Annotated in this window: 17 protein-coding genes and 1 riboswitch; of the genes, 12 read left to right on the top strand and 5 right to left on the bottom strand. The window is 44.9% G+C overall.

Annotated features, from left to right (window positions below):
* Nucleotides 1-87 precede the first annotated feature (87 nt).
* Nucleotides 88-1314 (bottom strand): glucose-1-phosphate adenylyltransferase, encoded by a 1227-nt coding sequence (locus J2Z28_RS10120; protein WP_211082383.1) that lies wholly within the window; start codon nt 1312-1314, stop codon nt 88-90.
* A 193-nt stretch (nt 1315-1507) separates the two neighbouring features.
* Here J2Z28_RS10120 and glgB point away from each other — a divergent pair, with 193 nt between their 5' ends.
* Nucleotides 1508-3514, top strand: a complete 2007-nt coding sequence (gene glgB / locus J2Z28_RS10115) for a 1,4-alpha-glucan branching protein GlgB (protein WP_211082382.1) — start codon at nt 1508-1510, stop codon at nt 3512-3514.
* Nucleotides 3511-4953 carry a glycogen synthase GlgA gene (glgA, locus tag J2Z28_RS10110; RefSeq protein WP_211082381.1) on the top strand — a complete coding sequence of 481 codons (1443 nt, stop codon included), beginning with the start codon at nt 3511-3513 and terminating at the stop codon, nt 4951-4953. Before glgB ends, glgA begins: the two co-directional genes overlap by 4 nt.
* Before the next feature lie 144 nt (nt 4954-5097).
* Here the strand turns inward: glgA and J2Z28_RS10105 are convergent, their stop codons facing one another.
* Both J2Z28_RS10105 and J2Z28_RS10100 read right to left on the bottom strand, forming a co-directional pair.
* The gene (locus J2Z28_RS10105) at nt 5098-6864 is read right to left on the bottom strand and encodes an alpha-glycosidase (protein WP_211082380.1); all 1767 of its coding nucleotides are present in this window, start codon (nt 6862-6864) and stop codon (nt 5098-5100) included.
* Between the two features lie 266 nt (nt 6865-7130).
* Nucleotides 7131-8306: a M20 family metallopeptidase gene (locus J2Z28_RS10100; protein WP_211082379.1), complete on the bottom strand. Its 1176-nt coding sequence runs from the start codon at nt 8304-8306 to the stop codon at nt 7131-7133.
* 183 nt (nt 8307-8489) lie between these two features.
* On the opposite strand from J2Z28_RS10100, the gene J2Z28_RS10095 reads away from it, so the two are divergent.
* The 3 genes from J2Z28_RS10095 (at nt 8490) to J2Z28_RS10085 (ending at nt 11753) form a co-directional block, all read left to right on the top strand.
* Nucleotides 8490-9953, top strand: coding sequence for an ABC transporter substrate-binding protein/permease (locus tag J2Z28_RS10095; protein WP_211082378.1), 1464 nt, complete (start codon nt 8490-8492; stop codon nt 9951-9953).
* Nucleotides 9940-10662, top strand: coding sequence for an amino acid ABC transporter ATP-binding protein (locus tag J2Z28_RS10090; protein WP_211082377.1), 723 nt, complete (start codon nt 9940-9942; stop codon nt 10660-10662). The genes J2Z28_RS10095 and J2Z28_RS10090 overlap by 14 nt, the downstream gene beginning before the upstream one ends.
* A gap of 218 nt (nt 10663-10880) precedes the next feature.
* A riboswitch (cyclic di-AMP (ydaO/yuaA leader) is annotated at nt 10881-11076 on the top strand.
* A 2-nt stretch (nt 11077-11078) separates the two neighbouring features.
* Complete coding sequence (locus tag J2Z28_RS10085; protein ID WP_211082376.1) at nt 11079-11753, top strand: 3D domain-containing protein; 675 nt, start codon at nt 11079-11081, stop codon at nt 11751-11753.
* Between the two features lie 108 nt (nt 11754-11861).
* Here J2Z28_RS10085 and J2Z28_RS10080 read toward each other — a convergent pair whose 3' ends face one another.
* Nucleotides 11862-12656 carry a polysaccharide deacetylase family protein gene (locus J2Z28_RS10080; RefSeq protein WP_211082375.1) on the bottom strand — a complete coding sequence of 265 codons (795 nt, stop codon included), beginning with the start codon at nt 12654-12656 and terminating at the stop codon, nt 11862-11864.
* A 154-nt stretch (nt 12657-12810) separates the two neighbouring features.
* On the opposite strand from J2Z28_RS10080, the gene lpdD reads away from it, so the two are divergent.
* From lpdD to J2Z28_RS10055, 5 genes are all read left to right on the top strand, one after another.
* Nucleotides 12811-13152: a prenylated flavin chaperone LpdD gene (gene lpdD, locus J2Z28_RS10075; RefSeq protein WP_211082374.1), complete on the top strand. Its 342-nt coding sequence runs from the start codon at nt 12811-12813 to the stop codon at nt 13150-13152.
* A gap of 111 nt (nt 13153-13263) precedes the next feature.
* Nucleotides 13264-13935, top strand: a complete 672-nt coding sequence (locus tag J2Z28_RS10070; RefSeq protein ID WP_211082373.1) for a PspA/IM30 family protein — start codon at nt 13264-13266, stop codon at nt 13933-13935.
* 95 nt (nt 13936-14030) lie between these two features.
* The gene (locus J2Z28_RS10065; protein WP_017688100.1) at nt 14031-14432 is read left to right on the top strand and encodes a DUF350 domain-containing protein; all 402 of its coding nucleotides are present in this window, start codon (nt 14031-14033) and stop codon (nt 14430-14432) included.
* 23 nt (nt 14433-14455) lie between these two features.
* On the top strand, nt 14456-14962 hold the full coding sequence (locus tag J2Z28_RS10060; protein WP_211082372.1) for a DUF4178 domain-containing protein: 507 nt from the start codon (nt 14456-14458) through the stop codon (nt 14960-14962).
* Nucleotides 14963-14974: 12 nt separating this feature from the next.
* The gene (locus J2Z28_RS10055) at nt 14975-15721 is read left to right on the top strand and encodes a DUF4247 domain-containing protein (RefSeq protein ID WP_211082371.1); all 747 of its coding nucleotides are present in this window, start codon (nt 14975-14977) and stop codon (nt 15719-15721) included.
* A gap of 112 nt (nt 15722-15833) precedes the next feature.
* On the opposite strand, the gene J2Z28_RS10050 is transcribed toward J2Z28_RS10055, so the two are convergent.
* Nucleotides 15834-16124 carry an HNH endonuclease signature motif containing protein gene (locus J2Z28_RS10050; RefSeq protein WP_017688103.1) on the bottom strand — a complete coding sequence of 97 codons (291 nt, stop codon included), beginning with the start codon at nt 16122-16124 and terminating at the stop codon, nt 15834-15836.
* 200 nt (nt 16125-16324) lie between these two features.
* Here J2Z28_RS10050 and J2Z28_RS10045 point away from each other — a divergent pair, with 200 nt between their 5' ends.
* Both J2Z28_RS10045 and mobB read left to right on the top strand, forming a co-directional pair.
* Complete coding sequence (locus tag J2Z28_RS10045; protein WP_211082483.1) at nt 16325-17614, top strand: molybdopterin molybdotransferase MoeA; 1290 nt, start codon at nt 16325-16327, stop codon at nt 17612-17614.
* Nucleotides 17615-17629: 15 nt separating this feature from the next.
* Nucleotides 17630-18175, top strand: coding sequence for a molybdopterin-guanine dinucleotide biosynthesis protein B (gene mobB, locus J2Z28_RS10040; RefSeq protein ID WP_211082366.1), 546 nt, complete (start codon nt 17630-17632; stop codon nt 18173-18175).
* Nucleotides 18176-18196: the final 21 nt, after the last annotated feature.

Below are 18196 nucleotides of genomic sequence, written 5' to 3'. Positions count from 1 at the left end.
AGAGCATGTACGCTTTATAACATCCATATCAACACAGAAAAAGGCGAGCCATCTGAGGCTCGCCTTTTACATATTATGTTTACTTCATTATGAAGAAAGTTCACCAGCGCGCAGGCGCCCACTTTTCTCATATACTTCTTTCAACATACGAACAGGTTGCGTACGGACTGCCGGTTTGGCAGATACGATCTCGTTAGGTCCAACGACCACAATTTCATCCGCCGTACCTTTAACGATTGCACCGTCCTTGATTATTGCACCTTCACCGATGATGGCGCGTTCGATGTGAACCCCACGGCCTATGCGTGCGTTAGGCATAACGACACTGTCTTTAACCTCAGAGCCTTTACCCACTTCAGCACCGCAGAAGATAACGGAACGTTCTGAACGACCTTCAATTGCACAAGAGTCGTGAATCATGGAAGTAACATGTTCGATCTTTGTATGTCTTGCTTTGTAAGCACTTGGTTTGGAGCGCCAGTCGCGAGTAAACATCGGCCAGTTTTCTTTTTGCAGATTCCAGTCTTCCTCGTTGTGTAACAGATCCATATGTGCATCCCAAAGGCTCTTAACCGTACCTACGTCTTTCCAATAACCATTAAAGTTATAGACAAAGAGGGGATTATTTTCGTTCAACATTTGAGGAATAACATCTTTACCGAAGTCATGGCTGGATTCAGGGTTAGCGGCATCTTGCAAGAGATGGCGTTTCAGATAATCCCATTTGAACATGTAAATGCCCATTGAAGCCAGATTACTTTTTGGTTCAGCCGGTTTCTCGGCAAACTCGGTTACACGCAAATCAGCATCGGCAGCCATGATCCCAAAGCGATGTGCTTCATCCCAAGGAACTTCCATAACTGAAATCGTTGCTGCGGCATTATTGGCTTGATGAGCCTCCAACATATCACGATAATTCATATGATAAATATGGTCACCCGACAAAATTAGAACATTTTCGGGGTTTTGTTGATCAATATAGTCGATATTTTTATAAATAGCATCCGCCGTTCCCAAGTATTCGTCATTTCCTGTATGATAAGATGGAAGCAAGGAGATTCCTGCCTCACTTGAGTTGCCATGTCCCCATGGTTCTCCTCCACCGATATGATCGTGTAAAGATTCCGCTTGGTACTGCGTCAATACTCCTACAGTATCGATTCCTGAGTTTACGCAGTTACTGAGAGGAAAATCGATGATCCGGTAGTGCCCGCCAAACGGTACAGCGGGTTTTGCGATACTCGAGGTTAAAGGGGCTAATCGCTTCCCTTCTCCTCCCGCCAACAGCATAGCGATGCAATCTTTATTAAACATAATCGTTTCCCTCCCAAAATATTGTGCATTGTAGTACATCATTAACGCAAAGTAGAGCAGATGAAACGATTGTTACTGTAAAAATTCTGAAAAAAGACAACATTTTCTAAACCACCGCATTTTTCTTTTCAACTTGGCTAGACTGGGGTAATGGTTACTGTTATATCTATTTTCTTGAGAAGAAGGTGATCTCTTGGCCATTCAACCGTTAGCACACCCGGACATATTGCCGGAGCATATTTATTTATTTCATGAAGGTAACCTTCATCACAGTTATCGAATGTTGGGCGCGCAGCCTGAGACTTGCGATGGCCTTCGGGGGTATCGCTTTACCGTGTGGGCACCAAATGCCGTAGAAGTAGGACTGGCTCTGGACCGCAATGAATGGAAAGGCGAAAAGGAACCTTTATATAAGATACCCGAATCAGGATTTTGGAGTCGTTTTTTTCCGGAAATTAGCGAAGGAACTTTATACAAGTTCCGTATATTAACGGAAGATGGAACAGAATTGCTCAAAGCGGACCCATATGCGTTTCAAGCAGAGGTTCGACCTCAGACAGCCTCTGTCACCAGTTCAATCGAAGGGTACAAATGGAATGATGGAGCCTGGAGACGCAAACAACGTGCCATGTATAACAAACCTCTACATATTTACGAAATGCACATGGGAACCTGGAAGCGCAAAGAAGACGGAAGCCTCTATAGTTATCGCGAGATGGCTGATTTGCTTGTTCCTTACTTATTAGAAATGAAATATACACATGTTGAAATGATGCCCCTCAGTGAGCATCCGTATGACCTTTCGTGGGGCTACCAAAACACAGGGTTTTATGCGCCAACCAGTCGTTATGGGCATCCAAAAGATCTGATGTATCTAGTGGATACACTACATCAGGCTGGGATTGGCGTATTGCTGGATTGGGTACCTGCACATTTTGCCAAAGACGCTCATGGGTTGCGTATGTTTGATGGTACGCCTTTGTATGAGTATGCAGATCCGATGTTAGCAGAGAAGCCGGGCTGGGGCACACTTAGCTTTGACTACTCGAAACCTGAGATTCGTTCATTTCTGATCTCCAATGCATTATATTGGATGGAGATGTATCATTTTGACGGACTCCGTGTTGATGCGGTTACGAGTATGCTTCGGCTTGATTTTGAGAAGCAGCCAGGACAGTATCGTACCAATGATGAAGGTGGTCTTGAGAACAAGGAAGCTGTAGCCTTTTTGCAGCAGCTTAATGAGACGGTGTTCAAGTATTTCCCTTATGCGTTGATGATGGCTGAAGAATCCAGTGCATGGCCAATGGTGACTTTACCTGTAGATGAAGGTGGTCTGGGTTTCAACTACAAATGGAACATGGGCTGGATGAACGATACGCTTGATTACATGGAATCTGATTTTCATGAGCGTCCTTCCAAACATCATTTGCTGACTTTCCCGGTCGTATACTCCTTTGCTGAAAATTATGTGCTACCTCTGTCACATGACGAGGTTGTTCATGGCAAAAAGTCGCTCCTCGACAAGATGCCAGGAACTTATGAGCAGAAATTTGCCGGCATGCGTGCTTTTCTGGGCTATTTTATGACTTTCCCAGGGAAAAAGCTGCTGTTTATGGGTGGAGACTTTGGCCAGTTCATCGAATGGAAAGATGAGGATCAACTGGATTGGTTCTTGCTGGATTATGACAGTCACCGCAATTTGCATAATTTTGAGCGTGAGCTGTCTAACCTGTACTTGAGTGAAAAAGCTTTGTGGGAGCTTGATCATTCCCTAGACGGTTATGAATGGATCACTCCGGATGATCAGGACCAGAGTGTCATTTCATACGTACGCAAAGGAAAAAAACCTGCGGATACACTCCTTGTGCTCATTAACTTTCAGCCGGTCAAGCGGGAGCGTTACCGGATTGGTGTCATGCGTCCCGGTATGTATACCGAAGTACTGAACAGTGACCATTCCGTTTACGGCGGTTCAGGCATTACTAATGATATGCAACTGCCTACCGAAAAGATTCCTTTTCATGGGCATCCGCATAGTCTCGAATTGGTATTGCCTCCGCTTAGTATCGTGATTCTAAAAAAGAACACACGTCGGAAAACGGATGAATCACCTGCGAGTATCACTTCCGTCAGTTCAAAAACGAAGAATAACAATGAAAGCAACACGCTGAAACCGAAGAGGAGGACAAAGGCATGAATATTCTATTTGCTGCTGCTGAAGTACATCCATTTATCAAAACAGGAGGCCTTGCTGACGTAATCGGTGCTCTCCCGTTTGCTTTGAAGAAGAGCGGTGCAGATGTGCGGGTGATTATGCCTAAGTACAAGGGGATTCCCGATGAGTATAAAGACGCGTTACAGCCCGTAATTACAACGGATGTGCCTCTTGGCTGGCGCAGACCCTATTGTGGAATAGAAATGCTGGTTCATGATGGAATTCCAGTCTATTTTGTGGATAATGAGTATTATTTTGGGCGTGATGGAGTGTACGGTTATATGGATGATGGCGAGCGTTTCGCCTTCTTCAACCGTGCAGTGCTCGAAGTGTTGCCACAGATTGATTTCAAGCCTGACGTGCTGCACAGTCATGACTGGCATGCTGGAATGATTCCTTTGGTGCTTGAAACCCATTACAGACATGATTCATTCTACAGTGATATTCGTACGGTATTCACCATACATAACTTGTTGTACCAAGGGGTATTCCCGCATGAGTTATTCAGTGATATCCTTGAGCTGGACGATCGATATTTCACCGTGGATGGAGCCGAATATTACGGTAACGTCAATTTCTTGAAAGCAGGAATTGTGTATGCTGACCATGTGACAACCGTAAGCCCAACATACGCACAGGAAGTGCAAACGTCATATTATGGATATGGACTGGACGGACTGCTCAGTTCACTTGGAGATCGTTTCAGCGGGATTGTGAACGGGATTGATACCAAGAGTTACAATCCGGCAACGGACACCAAAATTCCAGTGAAATACAGAACAAGTCTGTCCAAGAAAACGGAGAACAAAATCGAGCTGCAAAAGGAACTTGGACTTCCTGTTCGTCCTGATGTACCACTCATGGTGATGGTGACAAGGCTCGTGGACTCTAAGGGGCTTGATCTGGTCTGCCGCATCCTGGATGAATTGCTGTACTATGATGACATTCAATTCGCTGTACTTGGAACAGGGGAGCAGTCCTATGAACACTGGTTCCGTGAAGCTGCGAATCGTTATCCGCTCAAAATGTCTGCCCAGATCACGTTTAACGATGGGTTATCCCGCCGTTTCTATGCAGGCAGTGACATCTTCCTGATGCCATCGAGGTTCGAACCATGTGGTATTAGTCAGCTACTGGCTCTGCGGTACGGGAGTGTGCCTCTCGTAAGGGAAACAGGCGGTCTGAACGACACTGTGCAGGCATACAATGAGTTTACTGGAGAAGGGAATGGTTTCTCATTCACAAGCTTTAACGCTCATGACATGATGAGTACCATTCGACGTGCTGAGGAGATCTACAAACAGCCAGAACACTGGAAGAAAATTGTGAAAAATGCAATGGGCGGAGAATACAGCTGGAACGTCTCAGCTGAAGAATATATGGACATTTATCGTCGGATCACACTTGACCCTGTAAACTGATGCAATCCTGAAAAAGTCGCAGCATATGATGCTGTGGCTTTTTCTCATCCGAAAAAACACTTCCAAAGTTCAGAATGAATGTCATTCATCTGATACGGTTGAAGTGTTTTTCTTTTTTTAATATGACTGTACAGAATTTAAACCTCAGTTGTGTAGGATAGTTGCCGGATCAAGCTGTCTGTACAAAATGCGGTACCCATAGGGGTCCAGCTTAATATTCATCATTCCATCGGTTGGAAACACTGGCTCTTCAGTTAATGCATCTTTCCAGTCTTTTGTTTCCATGGGATGAGAAAGCGTTCGATCTTGAGGTGTATTGTTCATCCATACGGTAAAGTGAAGGCTGTCATCCACACGCTCGTACACGATACAGGGATCATTGTGATCAGCCTTGAGGAAACGGAAGCGTCCTTTGCGCAGGGCTTCATTGCTTTTGCGTAAATCAATCATCAGACGATAGAAATCATACAATTCTCTGTCTTGTTTGGCCGGGTCCCATTCCATACATTTTCGACAATCCGGGTCAGCATCACCACTAATCCCAACTTCGTCGCCGTAGAAGATACAAGGTGTACCGATATAGGTGAAAAGAAATACAACCGACAATTTTAATCGGCGTTTGTCTTCTCCTAACCGGGTAAGCAGTCGTGGGGTATCGTGGCTGCACAGCATATTAAAGATCACTTCGTTGGTTTGTTGCGGATAGCGCATAATAAGTGAACCCATCTCGTTGGCAAAGTTATAACCGTCCATTGAACCACAGAAGAACTGAAGCACTTTGTCGGCAAATGGATAATTCATGACCGAATCGAATTGGTCTCCCATAAGCCAGGTTAAGGAATCGCTCCATACTTCACCAACAATGTAGGCTTCAGGATTCGCTGCCTTAACGACCTTGCGAAAATCACGCCAAAAATGGTTGTCCACTTCATTCGCTACATCCAGACGCCACCCATCTAGCTTAATTTCCTTAATCCAGTACTCTGCTACATCGAGTAAATATGACTTAACCTCAGGGTTGGCTGTATTGAACTTGGGCATGTTGCCATAGAACCCAAATGTATCGTAGGTTGGTATACCATCCTTGATCTGAACCGGATATTCATTGATGTGGAACCAATCGGCATACTTAGAGTTTTTTCCATTCTGGAGAACGTCTTGAAAAGGAGGGAAGTCTTCGCTGCAATGGTTAAACACCGCGTCAAGCATGACACGTATACCCAGGCGATGACATTCTTCTGTCAATTGTTTAAGCAGGGCATTATCACCGAAATAGGGGTCGACTTTTTTATAATCAATCGTGTCGTATTTGTGGTAGGAGTTGGCCTGGAATAACGGGGTAAAGTAAATGGCGTTCACGCCAAGTTCAGTTAGGTCATACAGATGATCCAGCACACCTTGCAGATCTCCACCAAAATAATTGTCCAACTCAGGTTTGCCACCCCAGTCATGCGTTTCTTTTGGATTCAGCTTGGGATCTCCATTAGCAAACCGTTCCGTCATGATCTGATAAAAGACGGCTTCTTTGGCCCACTCGGGCACCTTAAACACATCAATTTCATGTATATACGAGAACTCATAATATCCTCCTGTTGGATAGGGGGTCTCATAATGAATTCCATTATCCGCAAGAAACACATCTTCTGAACCAGCAGTTATCCGAAATATATAGGTGAGACGTTTGAATTGTGGCTTGACGGCAGCCTCCCAATAATCAAACATGTTATCCGAAGCAGCCTTCTCCAATTGAATTTCCTTGTACGTTCCATTCCAATCGTACTTATCTCCGGTCAGTGCAGTCACGTATTGAACATCATTACGTTTGGTTCGTACGCGCAGATGTATGGTAGACGAATTATAGGCATAAGCCCACTTGTCACGAGGAACATGATACATGGCTTCGAGCAGCATGACAGCACCTCCTGAATATAGGATAAGTTATGAAAACCGGTCTTTAGAACACGCACTTATAGTTATAATTAACCAAGTTAGCCAGCAAACGAATCACATTTACTGTAATAAAATGTATTATTTTCATCGTTTTCAAAGGTTTATTTCACAGCATCTCCAGCTTCTTGCTGAATATACTTACAGCTAATTTAGAAAAAGGGTGCCTTGAACAGCTTGGAATTCAAGCCTGTTCAGGGCACCCCTATATAACATGTTGAAAATAAATTTTAGCGAATAGCTTGCTCGAACTCCGTGCGGATGGATTGAAGCAACTCTGGCTGGCTCAGTACGTCATAGGCTGTTGTAGCAAGTGCCTTTGCTCCCAGAATCATGCCATCCAGCGCGCGCTCTTGAAGTGCAAGATCACGGAAAGCTATGGAGTGCAGTGTATGCACCTCATCCACAACACGAATGTAGGGATGGATTGCAGGACATTTCAGGGAAACGTTACCGATGTCCATAGAGCCGTGATCATTACCACTCACAATCTCTTCTTGCGTGATACCAAGTTCCATCAGATTTTGACTAAACGCAGCTGAGAATGCTTCATTGGTAACCATCTCATCATAGGACGTTTCATAGTTGGATGTCACCAGCTTGCAACCTGTCTGGAGAGCAGAACCTTCAGCGATCTGAATCACACGTTCTGTGAGGATATTCAGTTCTTTGCGAGTTGCTGCCCGTACATAAAATTGCGCAGAAGCATAGTCAGGAATGATATTTGCTGCCTGACCTCCGTTGTTGATCACACCATGAATCCGAACGGTGCTTTTCACTTGTTGCCGGAATGCATTGATTCCGTTGAACGTTTGAATGACGGCATCAAGAGCATTAATACCTTCGTGCGGACTTGCAGCAGCATGTGAAGATCGGCCATGGAATTCAAATTGCACAGCATCAATAGCCAGCGAGCTACCTGACTTTTCGTAGGCATAGTATGGATGCGCCATGAGAGCGACATCACAGTCATCGAACAAACCTGCTTCAGCCATCGGAACTTTGGCACCACGTGTCTCTTCAGCGGGTGTGCCAAACACTTTAATCGTTCCACCTACTTCATCCAGAATGGATTTCAACCCAACAGCAGCTCCAAGACTCATCATGCAGATCAGATGGTGACCACAAGCATGACCGATCTCCGGCAAGGCGTCATATTCACACAATAATGCAATGGTAGGGCCGGATTTGGCGGCTGAATAGGTTCCGATAAAGGCTGTCTCCAGTCCAAGGATTGGAGCCTCTACAGTGAAACCGTGGTAGACCAGTTCTTCTTTCAAACGGGCAGAAGCGAGATACTCTTCATTTCCCAGTTCGGGGTTGGCACCGATATATGATGAAATGGCTTTAAAACGGGAAGCATATTGATCAATAACCGTCAGAATTTGTGATTTGTTAGCTGTCATTAGTAAACTCCTTACGCAAAAATGAAAATAATTCATTGATTATATCATGTTTGCTTTATTTTTTCAGAAACAAGTCAAGATTTGTAACGTCAAAATGCATTGCATAATCATGCATTGTACTTTATAATGACTCAGTCATCAACATGAGAAGCATACAACGTATTGTAAGGGGAGAGAACAAGGTTGAAATTAATAAGTCGTTACACCATGATGCTGTTGACCTTTGTTGTTCTGCTGACGACTGCCGTTCCTGTGGCACTTGCAAGTGGGACTACAGACAATTCAAGCAGTAAAAAGCTGGTGCTCGGTACAAGTGCCGATTTTGCACCATATGAATTCCATAAAGTGATCGATGGCAAAGATGAAATCGTTGGTTTTGATATTGCCATTGCTAAAGAAATTGCTGCAGACCTTGGAGCAGAGCTTGTTATCGAAGACATGGGCTTTGACGGACTTCTGCCTGCATTACAAAGCGGTCGTGTCGATCTGGTTGTCTCCGGCATGACGCCGACCGATGAACGGAAGAAAAGTATTGATTTTTCCGACACCTATTATAAATCAAAACAAGTGATTATGGTTCGCAATGTGGATAAAGACAAATATCCAACTATGGCAGAACTTGAAAATGCGAAGATTGGCGTTCAGAAAGGCTCCATTCAGGAAACGATCGGACAGAGTATTCCAGGAGCGAAGCTTACTGCGCTGGATAAAATCTCGGATATCGTGCTTCAACTGCAAACAAAACGCATTGACGCGGCAATCGTTGAAGATACCGTTGCTGCAGGTTATCTGGACGATATCAATGGACTTGCTGCTGCTGTTCCGGACGAAGAGCAAGCAGAAGCGGCAATCGGGATTCGTAAAGGTAATACCGAGCTGCTAGCTGCAGTAAATGGAACACTGGATCGACTGAAAAGTGAAGATAAAATCAACCAAATGGTGACAGATGCCAGTCTCCTGATGGCTGATAAAATGGACAAATCACAAAATATTTTTAAAGTGTTCTGGCAGTTCAAAAGTTTCTATGCAACCGGTATAGGATATACTCTTTTGTTGTCCGCACTGGGTGTTATTTTCGGGGTAATTATCGGATTAATCATCTGTTTGTTCCGTCTGCATGACGTTGCCATCCTGCGCTGGATCGGTACAGCTTACGTTGAAGTGATCCGGGGTACACCGATGTTGGTACAGTTGATGATTATTTACTATGGTTTCTCCTTGTCCTTTGGCATTAACTTCACTGCCCTTCAGGCAGGTATCATCACGCTTTCCATTAATAGTGGTGCATATCTGGCAGAAATTTTCCGTGCGGGTATTCAAGGTGTGGATCGTGGTCAGTTGGAGGCAGCTCGTTCCCTAGGTATGGGAAGAGGCGATGCGATGCGTTATATCATATTGCCACAGGCCTTCAAAGCTGTATTACCTGCGATCGGTAATGAATTCATAACCATCATCAAGGAATCCTCTATTATCTCCGTTATCGGTATGGTGGACATTATGTATCAGGCAAGTGTGGTCAAAAACATTACGTATCAAGGCTTGAGTCCATTTTTGATTGCAGCAGCGATCTACTTTGTATTGACGTTTATTTTGTCCAAGCTGCTGGGACGACTGGAAAGGAAGTTGAGTGCAAGTGATAGACGTTAGACAATTATACAAATCTTATGGTAATAACGATGTGCTTAAGGGCATTAACGTGACGATTGGCAAAGGTGAGGTTGTCGTAGTCATCGGTCCTTCCGGTTCAGGTAAAAGTACTTTCTTGCGTTGTCTGAATCTGCTGGAACAGCCTACCTCAGGAGAGATTGATTTTGAAGGCGTGTCAATCACGGACCCCAAGCACAACATCAACGCAACTCGTGAAAAAATGGGCATGGTGTTCCAGCACTTCAACCTGTTCCCACACAAAACGGTAGAGCAAAACATCACGATTGCTCCGATTAAAGTGAAGAAACAATCCACTCAGGAAGCGGAGAAAATTGCCGCTGATCTGCTTAACACCGTGGGCTTGTACGATAAAAAAGATACATTCCCGAATCAGCTGTCAGGTGGACAGAAGCAGCGGATCGCCATTGCTAGAGCATTGGCCATGCAGCCGCATGTGATGCTGTTTGACGAGCCTACGTCGGCACTGGACCCCGAGATGGTCGGGGAAGTGCTGGATGTCATGAAACGTCTTGCAGAAGGCGGGATGACGATGGTCATCGTGACGCATGAGATGGGTTTTGCACGTGAAGTGGGAGACCGGATCCTGTTCATGGATGGCGGGGTTATTGTGGAAGAGGGAACACCTGATGAGGTGTTTGGAGCTCCAAAAAATTCACGTACACGTGATTTTCTTGCCAAAGTACTCTAAATGAAGTGATTAGATAGCGTTACTGACTTTGAGTCGGTAACGCTATTTTTTTATGCGTATTAATCATTTATAGATTTGAAAAGTAACTATTATGTTACCAAATATAAAGAAGTCGGTTCCCCCAACTTTTCTGAATTATCCAGTATTCTTACAGTTGATGACATGCAAAAAACCATTTGGTAAGAATTACTACAAGTTCAGGTTACAAAATTGTGATATATTGAACTCTGCCGAAACTTCCGGACAGGGAGTGTGGGGGATGTAACGATGCAGATTGTGCAGGGGGAAGATCTACGGCACACTGCTTGGGGTGAATTAGGGGTACATAACGTTTCAAATGTAATGAAGAACCTATAGGGTGGCTCCTCATCCGAATCCGACAACTAACTTCGCAGGCATAATGAGGGAGGAAGACCATGATTAACAAGAAACGTATAGCCAAAACAGCAGTAGCATTATTGACAACAGCAATGCTCATTCAAGCCGTTCCGGCTCACGCCGATTCAGTTCATGTGGCCAAAGAAGGGGATACCTTCTACACCTTATCAAAACAATATGGAGTAGCAATCAACACGTTGGTTAAAGCAAACAACGGCATTTCACCTTACAACATTTATGGTGGTTTGAAAATTACGATTCCCGGTAAGGCAAACAATGTAGCAGCTGCTGCGGCTACGGAGAGCAAGACCCAAGCGAAGACTGTTACTACAGCAAGCTTGGACGTTAACGCAGATAACAAAGTGGTTCAAGCCTGGGGTAAAACATTCGATTACAGCAAAGCCGTGAACGTGAAAGCAACGGCATACTCTGCAGATCCGTCCGAAAATGGAGGATGGGGTGCTGTGGATTACTTCGGTAATGATCTTGAATTGGGTACAATTGCAGTTGATCCAAGTGTGATTCCACTCGGAACCAAAGTACTGGTGACAGGTCACAGCCATCCAGGATTGCCAAAACAGGCTTTTGTAGCTACAGCACGTGATATGGGTAGTGCAATCAAGGGTCACCGGATTGATATCTTTATCCCGGGTAGTAAGCAGTCCGTAAGCACATTTGGATTTCAGGATATCGAGCTGTACATTCTGAAGTAGAGCGTAAATCACATCTAATGAATTCAAACAGGGTGTCTGCCAGTCGCTAACTCGCGATTGAACAGGCACCCTTTTAATATTCATTATTCATTTCCTATCACGGTCATACTAATCTATGGCTTTTGGCAATCCCAGCATTTCGTCCAAGGTGACCAGTTCATATCCCCGGTTACGCAGTTCCTCAATAATTTCGGGCAAAGCCTCAATCGTGCCGTTCAGGTTTGACCCTACACCGCCTCCAGCATGTTGCAGAACGATGGAGCCAGGTTTCACGGCAGATAAGATGTTATCCTTCACCTGTTCCTTTGAAAGGCCTTTCCAGTCCAGGGAGTCTACGTTCCAGTTCACAATGCTATAGTGTTGTTTGGCAGCCCATCTCAGCTGTTCTTCATTAATGTCTCCATAAGGCGGCCGAATCATCTTGGGCGTATATCCCGCCAAACGTCGAATAATATCCCCGGTATGTAAAATTTGTTTGCGAAAGGCAGTCATCGACAGCTTACTGAATTCCGGATGATTGTAGCTGTGATTACCAACCATATGCCCTTCCTTAACGATGCGTTTTACCAGATCGGGATGTTTCTCAGCACGACTACCTACGATGAAAAATGTAGCTCTGACATCGTATTTCTTCAATATATCCAGCACCTGTGGAGTAAACCTTGGATCAGGTACATCATCGAAAGTCAGTGCAACCTTCTTTGTTGAAGGACCATTGGTTTTGAACGTGTCCGCATATTTTTGACGTAACTGTCCTAATGTCAGTTGTTCTTCTTCCGCAGAATCCGAACCTGATACTGATTCACTTGGTCGGCTTGAAGCATCCTGCGATGAAACAACTGGAGCATGATATCCTCCGAGAAAAATAACGATAACCATCAGCATAATGAGGCGTACGCGCATTATAACGGCCTCCTTTCCACAAAATGACGTTCTTCTTGGTATGCCCGGGGTCTCCATAAAATATGCGTAGTGTGAGAAGTTTCATTGCCGATTCAGCTCATGACAGCCATAATTCCTCCGTATATAACATATAGAAAAGGATAGGTGGATGGGTATGAGTACATATGATTTGAAATCCATACGTTTACAGGTGATTGAAGCAGGAGAGGATAAGGTTTTTCTCGTTACGGGAGGAAAGGCGCATATTGGCGCCGTAGCCACGTTCTACGTGGATCAAGAGCGCGTAAGCGGGACGACGGTACATATTCCTGGGCATAAAGAACAAGAGCTGTGTGAGCGGCTTGCCCGAAAGGCTGCCCTGCAGCTGAAAGTAACCGTTACGGTGATCATGGGTATTCATTTTGATTCCATCACGCGGATGCAGATCGACGAAATCGTGCAGACTGCAGAGAGATTGATGGAGGATCATCTGAACAAAGATAAACGATCTTCCTGACATAAGAGCCATCGAATGTTTTGATTTTATTTGCTAAAATTGAAACGAGTTGTAGATTATTACGTATGTATGTTTATATACGATGTAATATCCACTAGGAGGAATAACATAATGTCCATTTTCAAACGATTGCGTGATTTAACAATGTCTAACATCAACTCTATTATTGACAAGGCGGAAGATCCAATCAAGATGACGGACCAATATATCCGTGACATGCAAGAGGATCTGGAAGATGCAGAGAAAGCAGTAGCTGCACAGATCGCTATTGAGAAGAAATTCAAGCAGTTATTCGAAGAGCAGGAAGCTCTGGTGAAGAAACGTGAAGAGCAGGCGCATACGGCGGCACGTGCTCAGAATCTGGATCTGGCGCGACGCGCTCTGGAAGAGAAAAAGGCTGCTGAAGAGAAGATGGCTGAGTACAAAACCAGCTATGATCAAAACAAGGCTTCTGCAGATAACCTGCGTGGCAAGCTTGACGAGATGCGTAAGCAACTGACTCAAATGAAGAACAAACGTGAAACACTGGTAGCGCGCTATAATGCAGCAAAAGCCCAAACGGAAATCAACAAAGCGTTGAATGGGTTTGGCTCCGATACTGCAAGTGCTGGTATGAAGCGTATGGAAGAGAAAATGATGCAGATGGAAGCACAGGCAGAAGCAAGCAACGAAATGTCTTCCAAAGGCAAGTCTTTGGATGAAGAGTTCGAGAAGTTGGGTAAAGATCAGGCTGTTGAAGACGAACTCGCAGCATTGATGAAACAATACGATAATAAGAACTAATACCTTGGTTGTCAGCAGGGTTAACCAGCGGAGGAGAAGAGCGTTTCTCCTTCGCTTTTAAATGCGGTTCATGTTGATATGTGGGGGCTGTGTAAATGGATTTGAACATTTTAGCGATGCTGGTCTGGACAGTATCTGGTTCGGTTTTGCTGTTTGTCTTGATGTATGTTGATTCACTGTTCACGAAATATAAAGATTTTGCTGAAGTTAAGGCTGGCAATATGGCCGTTACCACACGTATGGTGATGAAATTATTTGCACAGGGGTATGTACTTGCTACGTCCATTTCTACGGCTGGTCATCTTGGAGAAGCATTGCTGGTCTCCGTTGTATCCTTTATCATTTTGTTGATTCTGGAGAGTGTTGTACACTTTATGATTCGCAGATGGGCCAATCTGGATCTGGATACGGGAATTCAGCAAGGGAAGACAGGATACGGTTTGTTCTCTGGCGCTTTACATATCGTGGGCGCACTGATTATTGCAGCTTGTTTATAAGATAAGGAACAGGAGTAATTCTCATGAGTGTATGGAAACGAATTAAAGGAATACTAACGAAACCTGAACCACCGCAGGCAGAGAAAACGATGCTTCAGCTTGCACCTGGTGATATCTGTGAGGTTTCTCTGGTCACTTATGAAGTCGTTGGTCGGGTACAAAATCGTGCTCGAAATGCAGTTGTCCTCACGCTGCAGGATGGTAGCGCATTTCGATATTTGCATATCGAAGAACGGGAACTCACCCGTTATACCTTATATACACCAATCGATGGCAGACTAGATGCACCTGATGAGGTGCCCACACTGCTGGACCTGGATGGACGCGCATATCATCTGGAGGAAGAGTATGGAGGCATGGTATCAACGGCAGGTAGAACTCCATATGGCCAGGCTGGAGAACAATTGGTATGGCAGTATCAGTCGGATGATAATATGCTTCTTCGCGTGGAGTGGCAAGACAGAAGATTTACACTGTATGAGGGTGAGTCCATTATTCCTGCGGATATCAAAGTGATTCGTTCGAGCTAGGAGAGGTTCCCAATGAAAAAACGCTTGGCACATGGATTAAAATTAATGCTGGTCCTCAGCCTTGTGATGTCTCTGTTGTCCGCGTGCGGAGCACCTTCTGTTCAGGACACATATCCGCTTGAATCGGTTAGTGGCAGTGGTAACTCAACGTCCTATGTGTACCGGGCCTCGGACCGTACCGTTCCGGAAGTGGCTCAGGAATTGTCTGACCAAAGGCAACCGGATCAGATCTCGGCAGAGAACACAGAGCGTATGTTCCTCGTGTATCAGGACGAGTATTATCACTTGCAACAAGACCCGAACAAACCGGAGGATACTTTGGTTGAGGTGGACTCCAAGGAATATGTTCGACAGAACTACGATTCATCTTTTTTACAAGGTTACCTCACCGCTACATTAATTGGTAATCTGTTCGATTCTTTTGGCGGGCGAGGTTATGGCAACTATCGAGGATATACCAATAAAGATACGTATAAACCGAGTGCAGGATCTTATCGTGCACCAACAAGTAATGACAAGAAGCTTGCTCCACCTATTACTGTTGATCGGAAAGGTACGATTACAAGGCGCGGAAGCGATAAAGATTCAAGCGTGGGATCTGGCGGAGGATTATTCAACCGCAACAAGGATCAGAGCAAGGGAAGCATTGATCGGAACAAGAGCAGTGGTGGGTTGGGCGGGTTGTTTGATCCACCTAAGAAATCCTACAAAAAACCAAAAACCAGAGTGGGCGGCGGCCGAATTAAGAGGCGAAGATAATAAGCATCTGATCATAAGGATGGCTGCCAATCGCATAGTTCATTTAAGAACAGTGAAAAGGGAAGGCGGATTTACCTCGCCAGCACATGACCTTGGAACTGTTCTTTTTGGTTTACGATTTGCGAACATGATTGGATTTGCGTACACGGGGAATCGTTGTAGCAGGCTGTTTGCGAATCCAGCGGATAAATGGAATCATTCGTTCATCCTGTCTCAAAGATTGCAGGTCCGTGAGTCCAAGCGTTACAATGTCGCGATTGGTGTACAGAGAATGAATCTGTTTGTGACAGGGGATGCACAGGTTGGCCGTGGGCAGAAATGTTCCGCCCATTTCTTTGGGTGTCAGATGATGAACGGTCGTGTTCACAGGTTCTCTTCCGCATAATTCACATCGATTACTCATGATCATCGCCTCCCTTTGTCACTTATATTATGGGCAGACATGATGCCTTTCATGTTGAATATAGGTCAAGGGATGTTACACCTGTAAGAAATAAGATTTTGTCACAGGATTCAATAAGTGATGTACTTGTTATCTCACAGTATTCGGGCTACACTTTCTTAAAGGATGATAGTCTTTAGGAGGTAAGAATACTTTTGAAAATGAACCCATATTCACCTGATATGACAACTGCCAAGTTCAACCGTACAGCTGTAAAGGTACCGGATGCCCAAGCCAAAGTAGCAGCACGAGTTACTTTAGGCTCTATAGAAAAAGTTAACCTTGAATCTGCTCATGGACGTACACTTGCAGAGAAGATTCATGCACCTCATCCGTATCCGTTCTTCCGTAGATCAGGAATGGATGGATTCGCTATTCTAAGTACAGATACCATAGATGCATCGAGTGATCATCAAGTTTGGTTTCGAGTAATTGATGAAATTCCTTGCGGCTACACCTCGGATCACACCATTGTTTCAGGTACGACGGCTCGCATCATGACCGGTGCACAGGTTCCGGAAGGTGCGGATGCGGTAGTCATGATGGAGATGACTGAGAGCAAGGTAGAGGACGGAGAACAGTGGATTGCATTGAAACGGCACATATTTTCGGGTGCTAACATCACCCCAATCGGACTGGAAGTCCAAGAGGGACAGCAACTGCTCGAAGCAGGAACGATCATCAGGGCAGGAGAGCAGTCCGTGTTAGCTACTTTTGGCATAGCAGAGGTTCCCGTATTTCAACGTCCGAAGGTGGCGATATTCGCAACCGGTACGGAATTGCTTGATGTAGATGAGCCATTACAACCAGGTCGGATTCGGAATAGCAACAGTTACATGCTGCGCTCTCTGGTTGTAGAGGCAGGTGGAGAGCCTGTGATGTACGGTTCTATTGCAGACGATGTGAATACGGCAAGGGCCAAACTGGAAGAAGCCATTCAAGATAATGATATCGTAGTGACCACAGGCGGTGTATCCGTTGGGGATTATGATATTATGGGCGAACTTGTGCTGGAAGAACATGTGGAGATGTTGTTTAACAAAGTGACGATGCGACCAGGCAGTGTGACCACTGTTGCTGTATACAAAGATAAATTGCTTTTTGCGCTTTCGGGTAACCCGGGGGCTTGTTTTGTAGGTTTTGGTCTTTTTGTTCGTCCAACCATACGTTCCATGCAGGCGGATGCTCATCCTTATATGGAAGAATGGACTGCGATCTTGGAAGAAGAGTACACCAAAGTAAACAATTTTACACGGTTCGTCCGTGGACGCACGGAGATCCGCAACGGCATGGTGTACGCAATACCGGCTGCCGCCCGTGTAGATGAATCCAGCGTGATGATCACCATTAAGGACAGTGATTGCCTGATTGTTGTTCCACCTGAGAAAAAAGGCATTCCTGCGGGTGAGCAGGTACGTATTCTCAAACTGCCCTCAGGTCATGTGAGGTAGTGGTGGATGACTACAATGAGTGATACAAAGCCACATATCATACAGATTGTTGGATACAAAAACACAGGCAAGACAACCCTGACAGCCGCGCTGATCGGGCACTTTTCTTCTATGGGACTTAAAGTAGCAGCAATTAAGCATGATGGACATGACCATTTTGAGATGGATCAAGAAGGAACGGATTCTTATCGATTTGGAGAGTCTGGGGCTTCGGCGGTGGTTATCATGTCAGAGAAACGTACTGCGATTATGGAGCGACAGGCAACCAAGCTGGAGGATATGCTGAGCTATCTATCGGATTATGATTGGATTGTTGTTGAAGGATTCAAGGATGCTTCTTATCCCAAATTCGTGATGGTTCGAGAAGAGAAAGATCTGACCTTGGTTGATCAGCTTAAAGGGGTAGTGGGTATGATCTCGTGGTTACCTTCAGAGCAGTTTATTGAGCAGAGCACCGTAAGCAGAGAGATAACATGGTACTCGGTTCATGAAACGGAGGATATAGCCAAAGCGTTGTTAGCGATGGTTGAGAGCGAGTGTAGGCAGAATGGTGAAGTCTAATCGTAGAAACGTTAAAAAAGT

Source organism: Paenibacillus xylanexedens (assembly GCF_017874615.1).
Lineage (GTDB): Bacteria > Bacillota > Bacilli > Paenibacillales > Paenibacillaceae > Paenibacillus > Paenibacillus xylanexedens.
The sequence above is the reverse complement of the archived record's forward strand: the minus strand, read 5'-3'. Positions and strand labels throughout refer to the sequence as shown.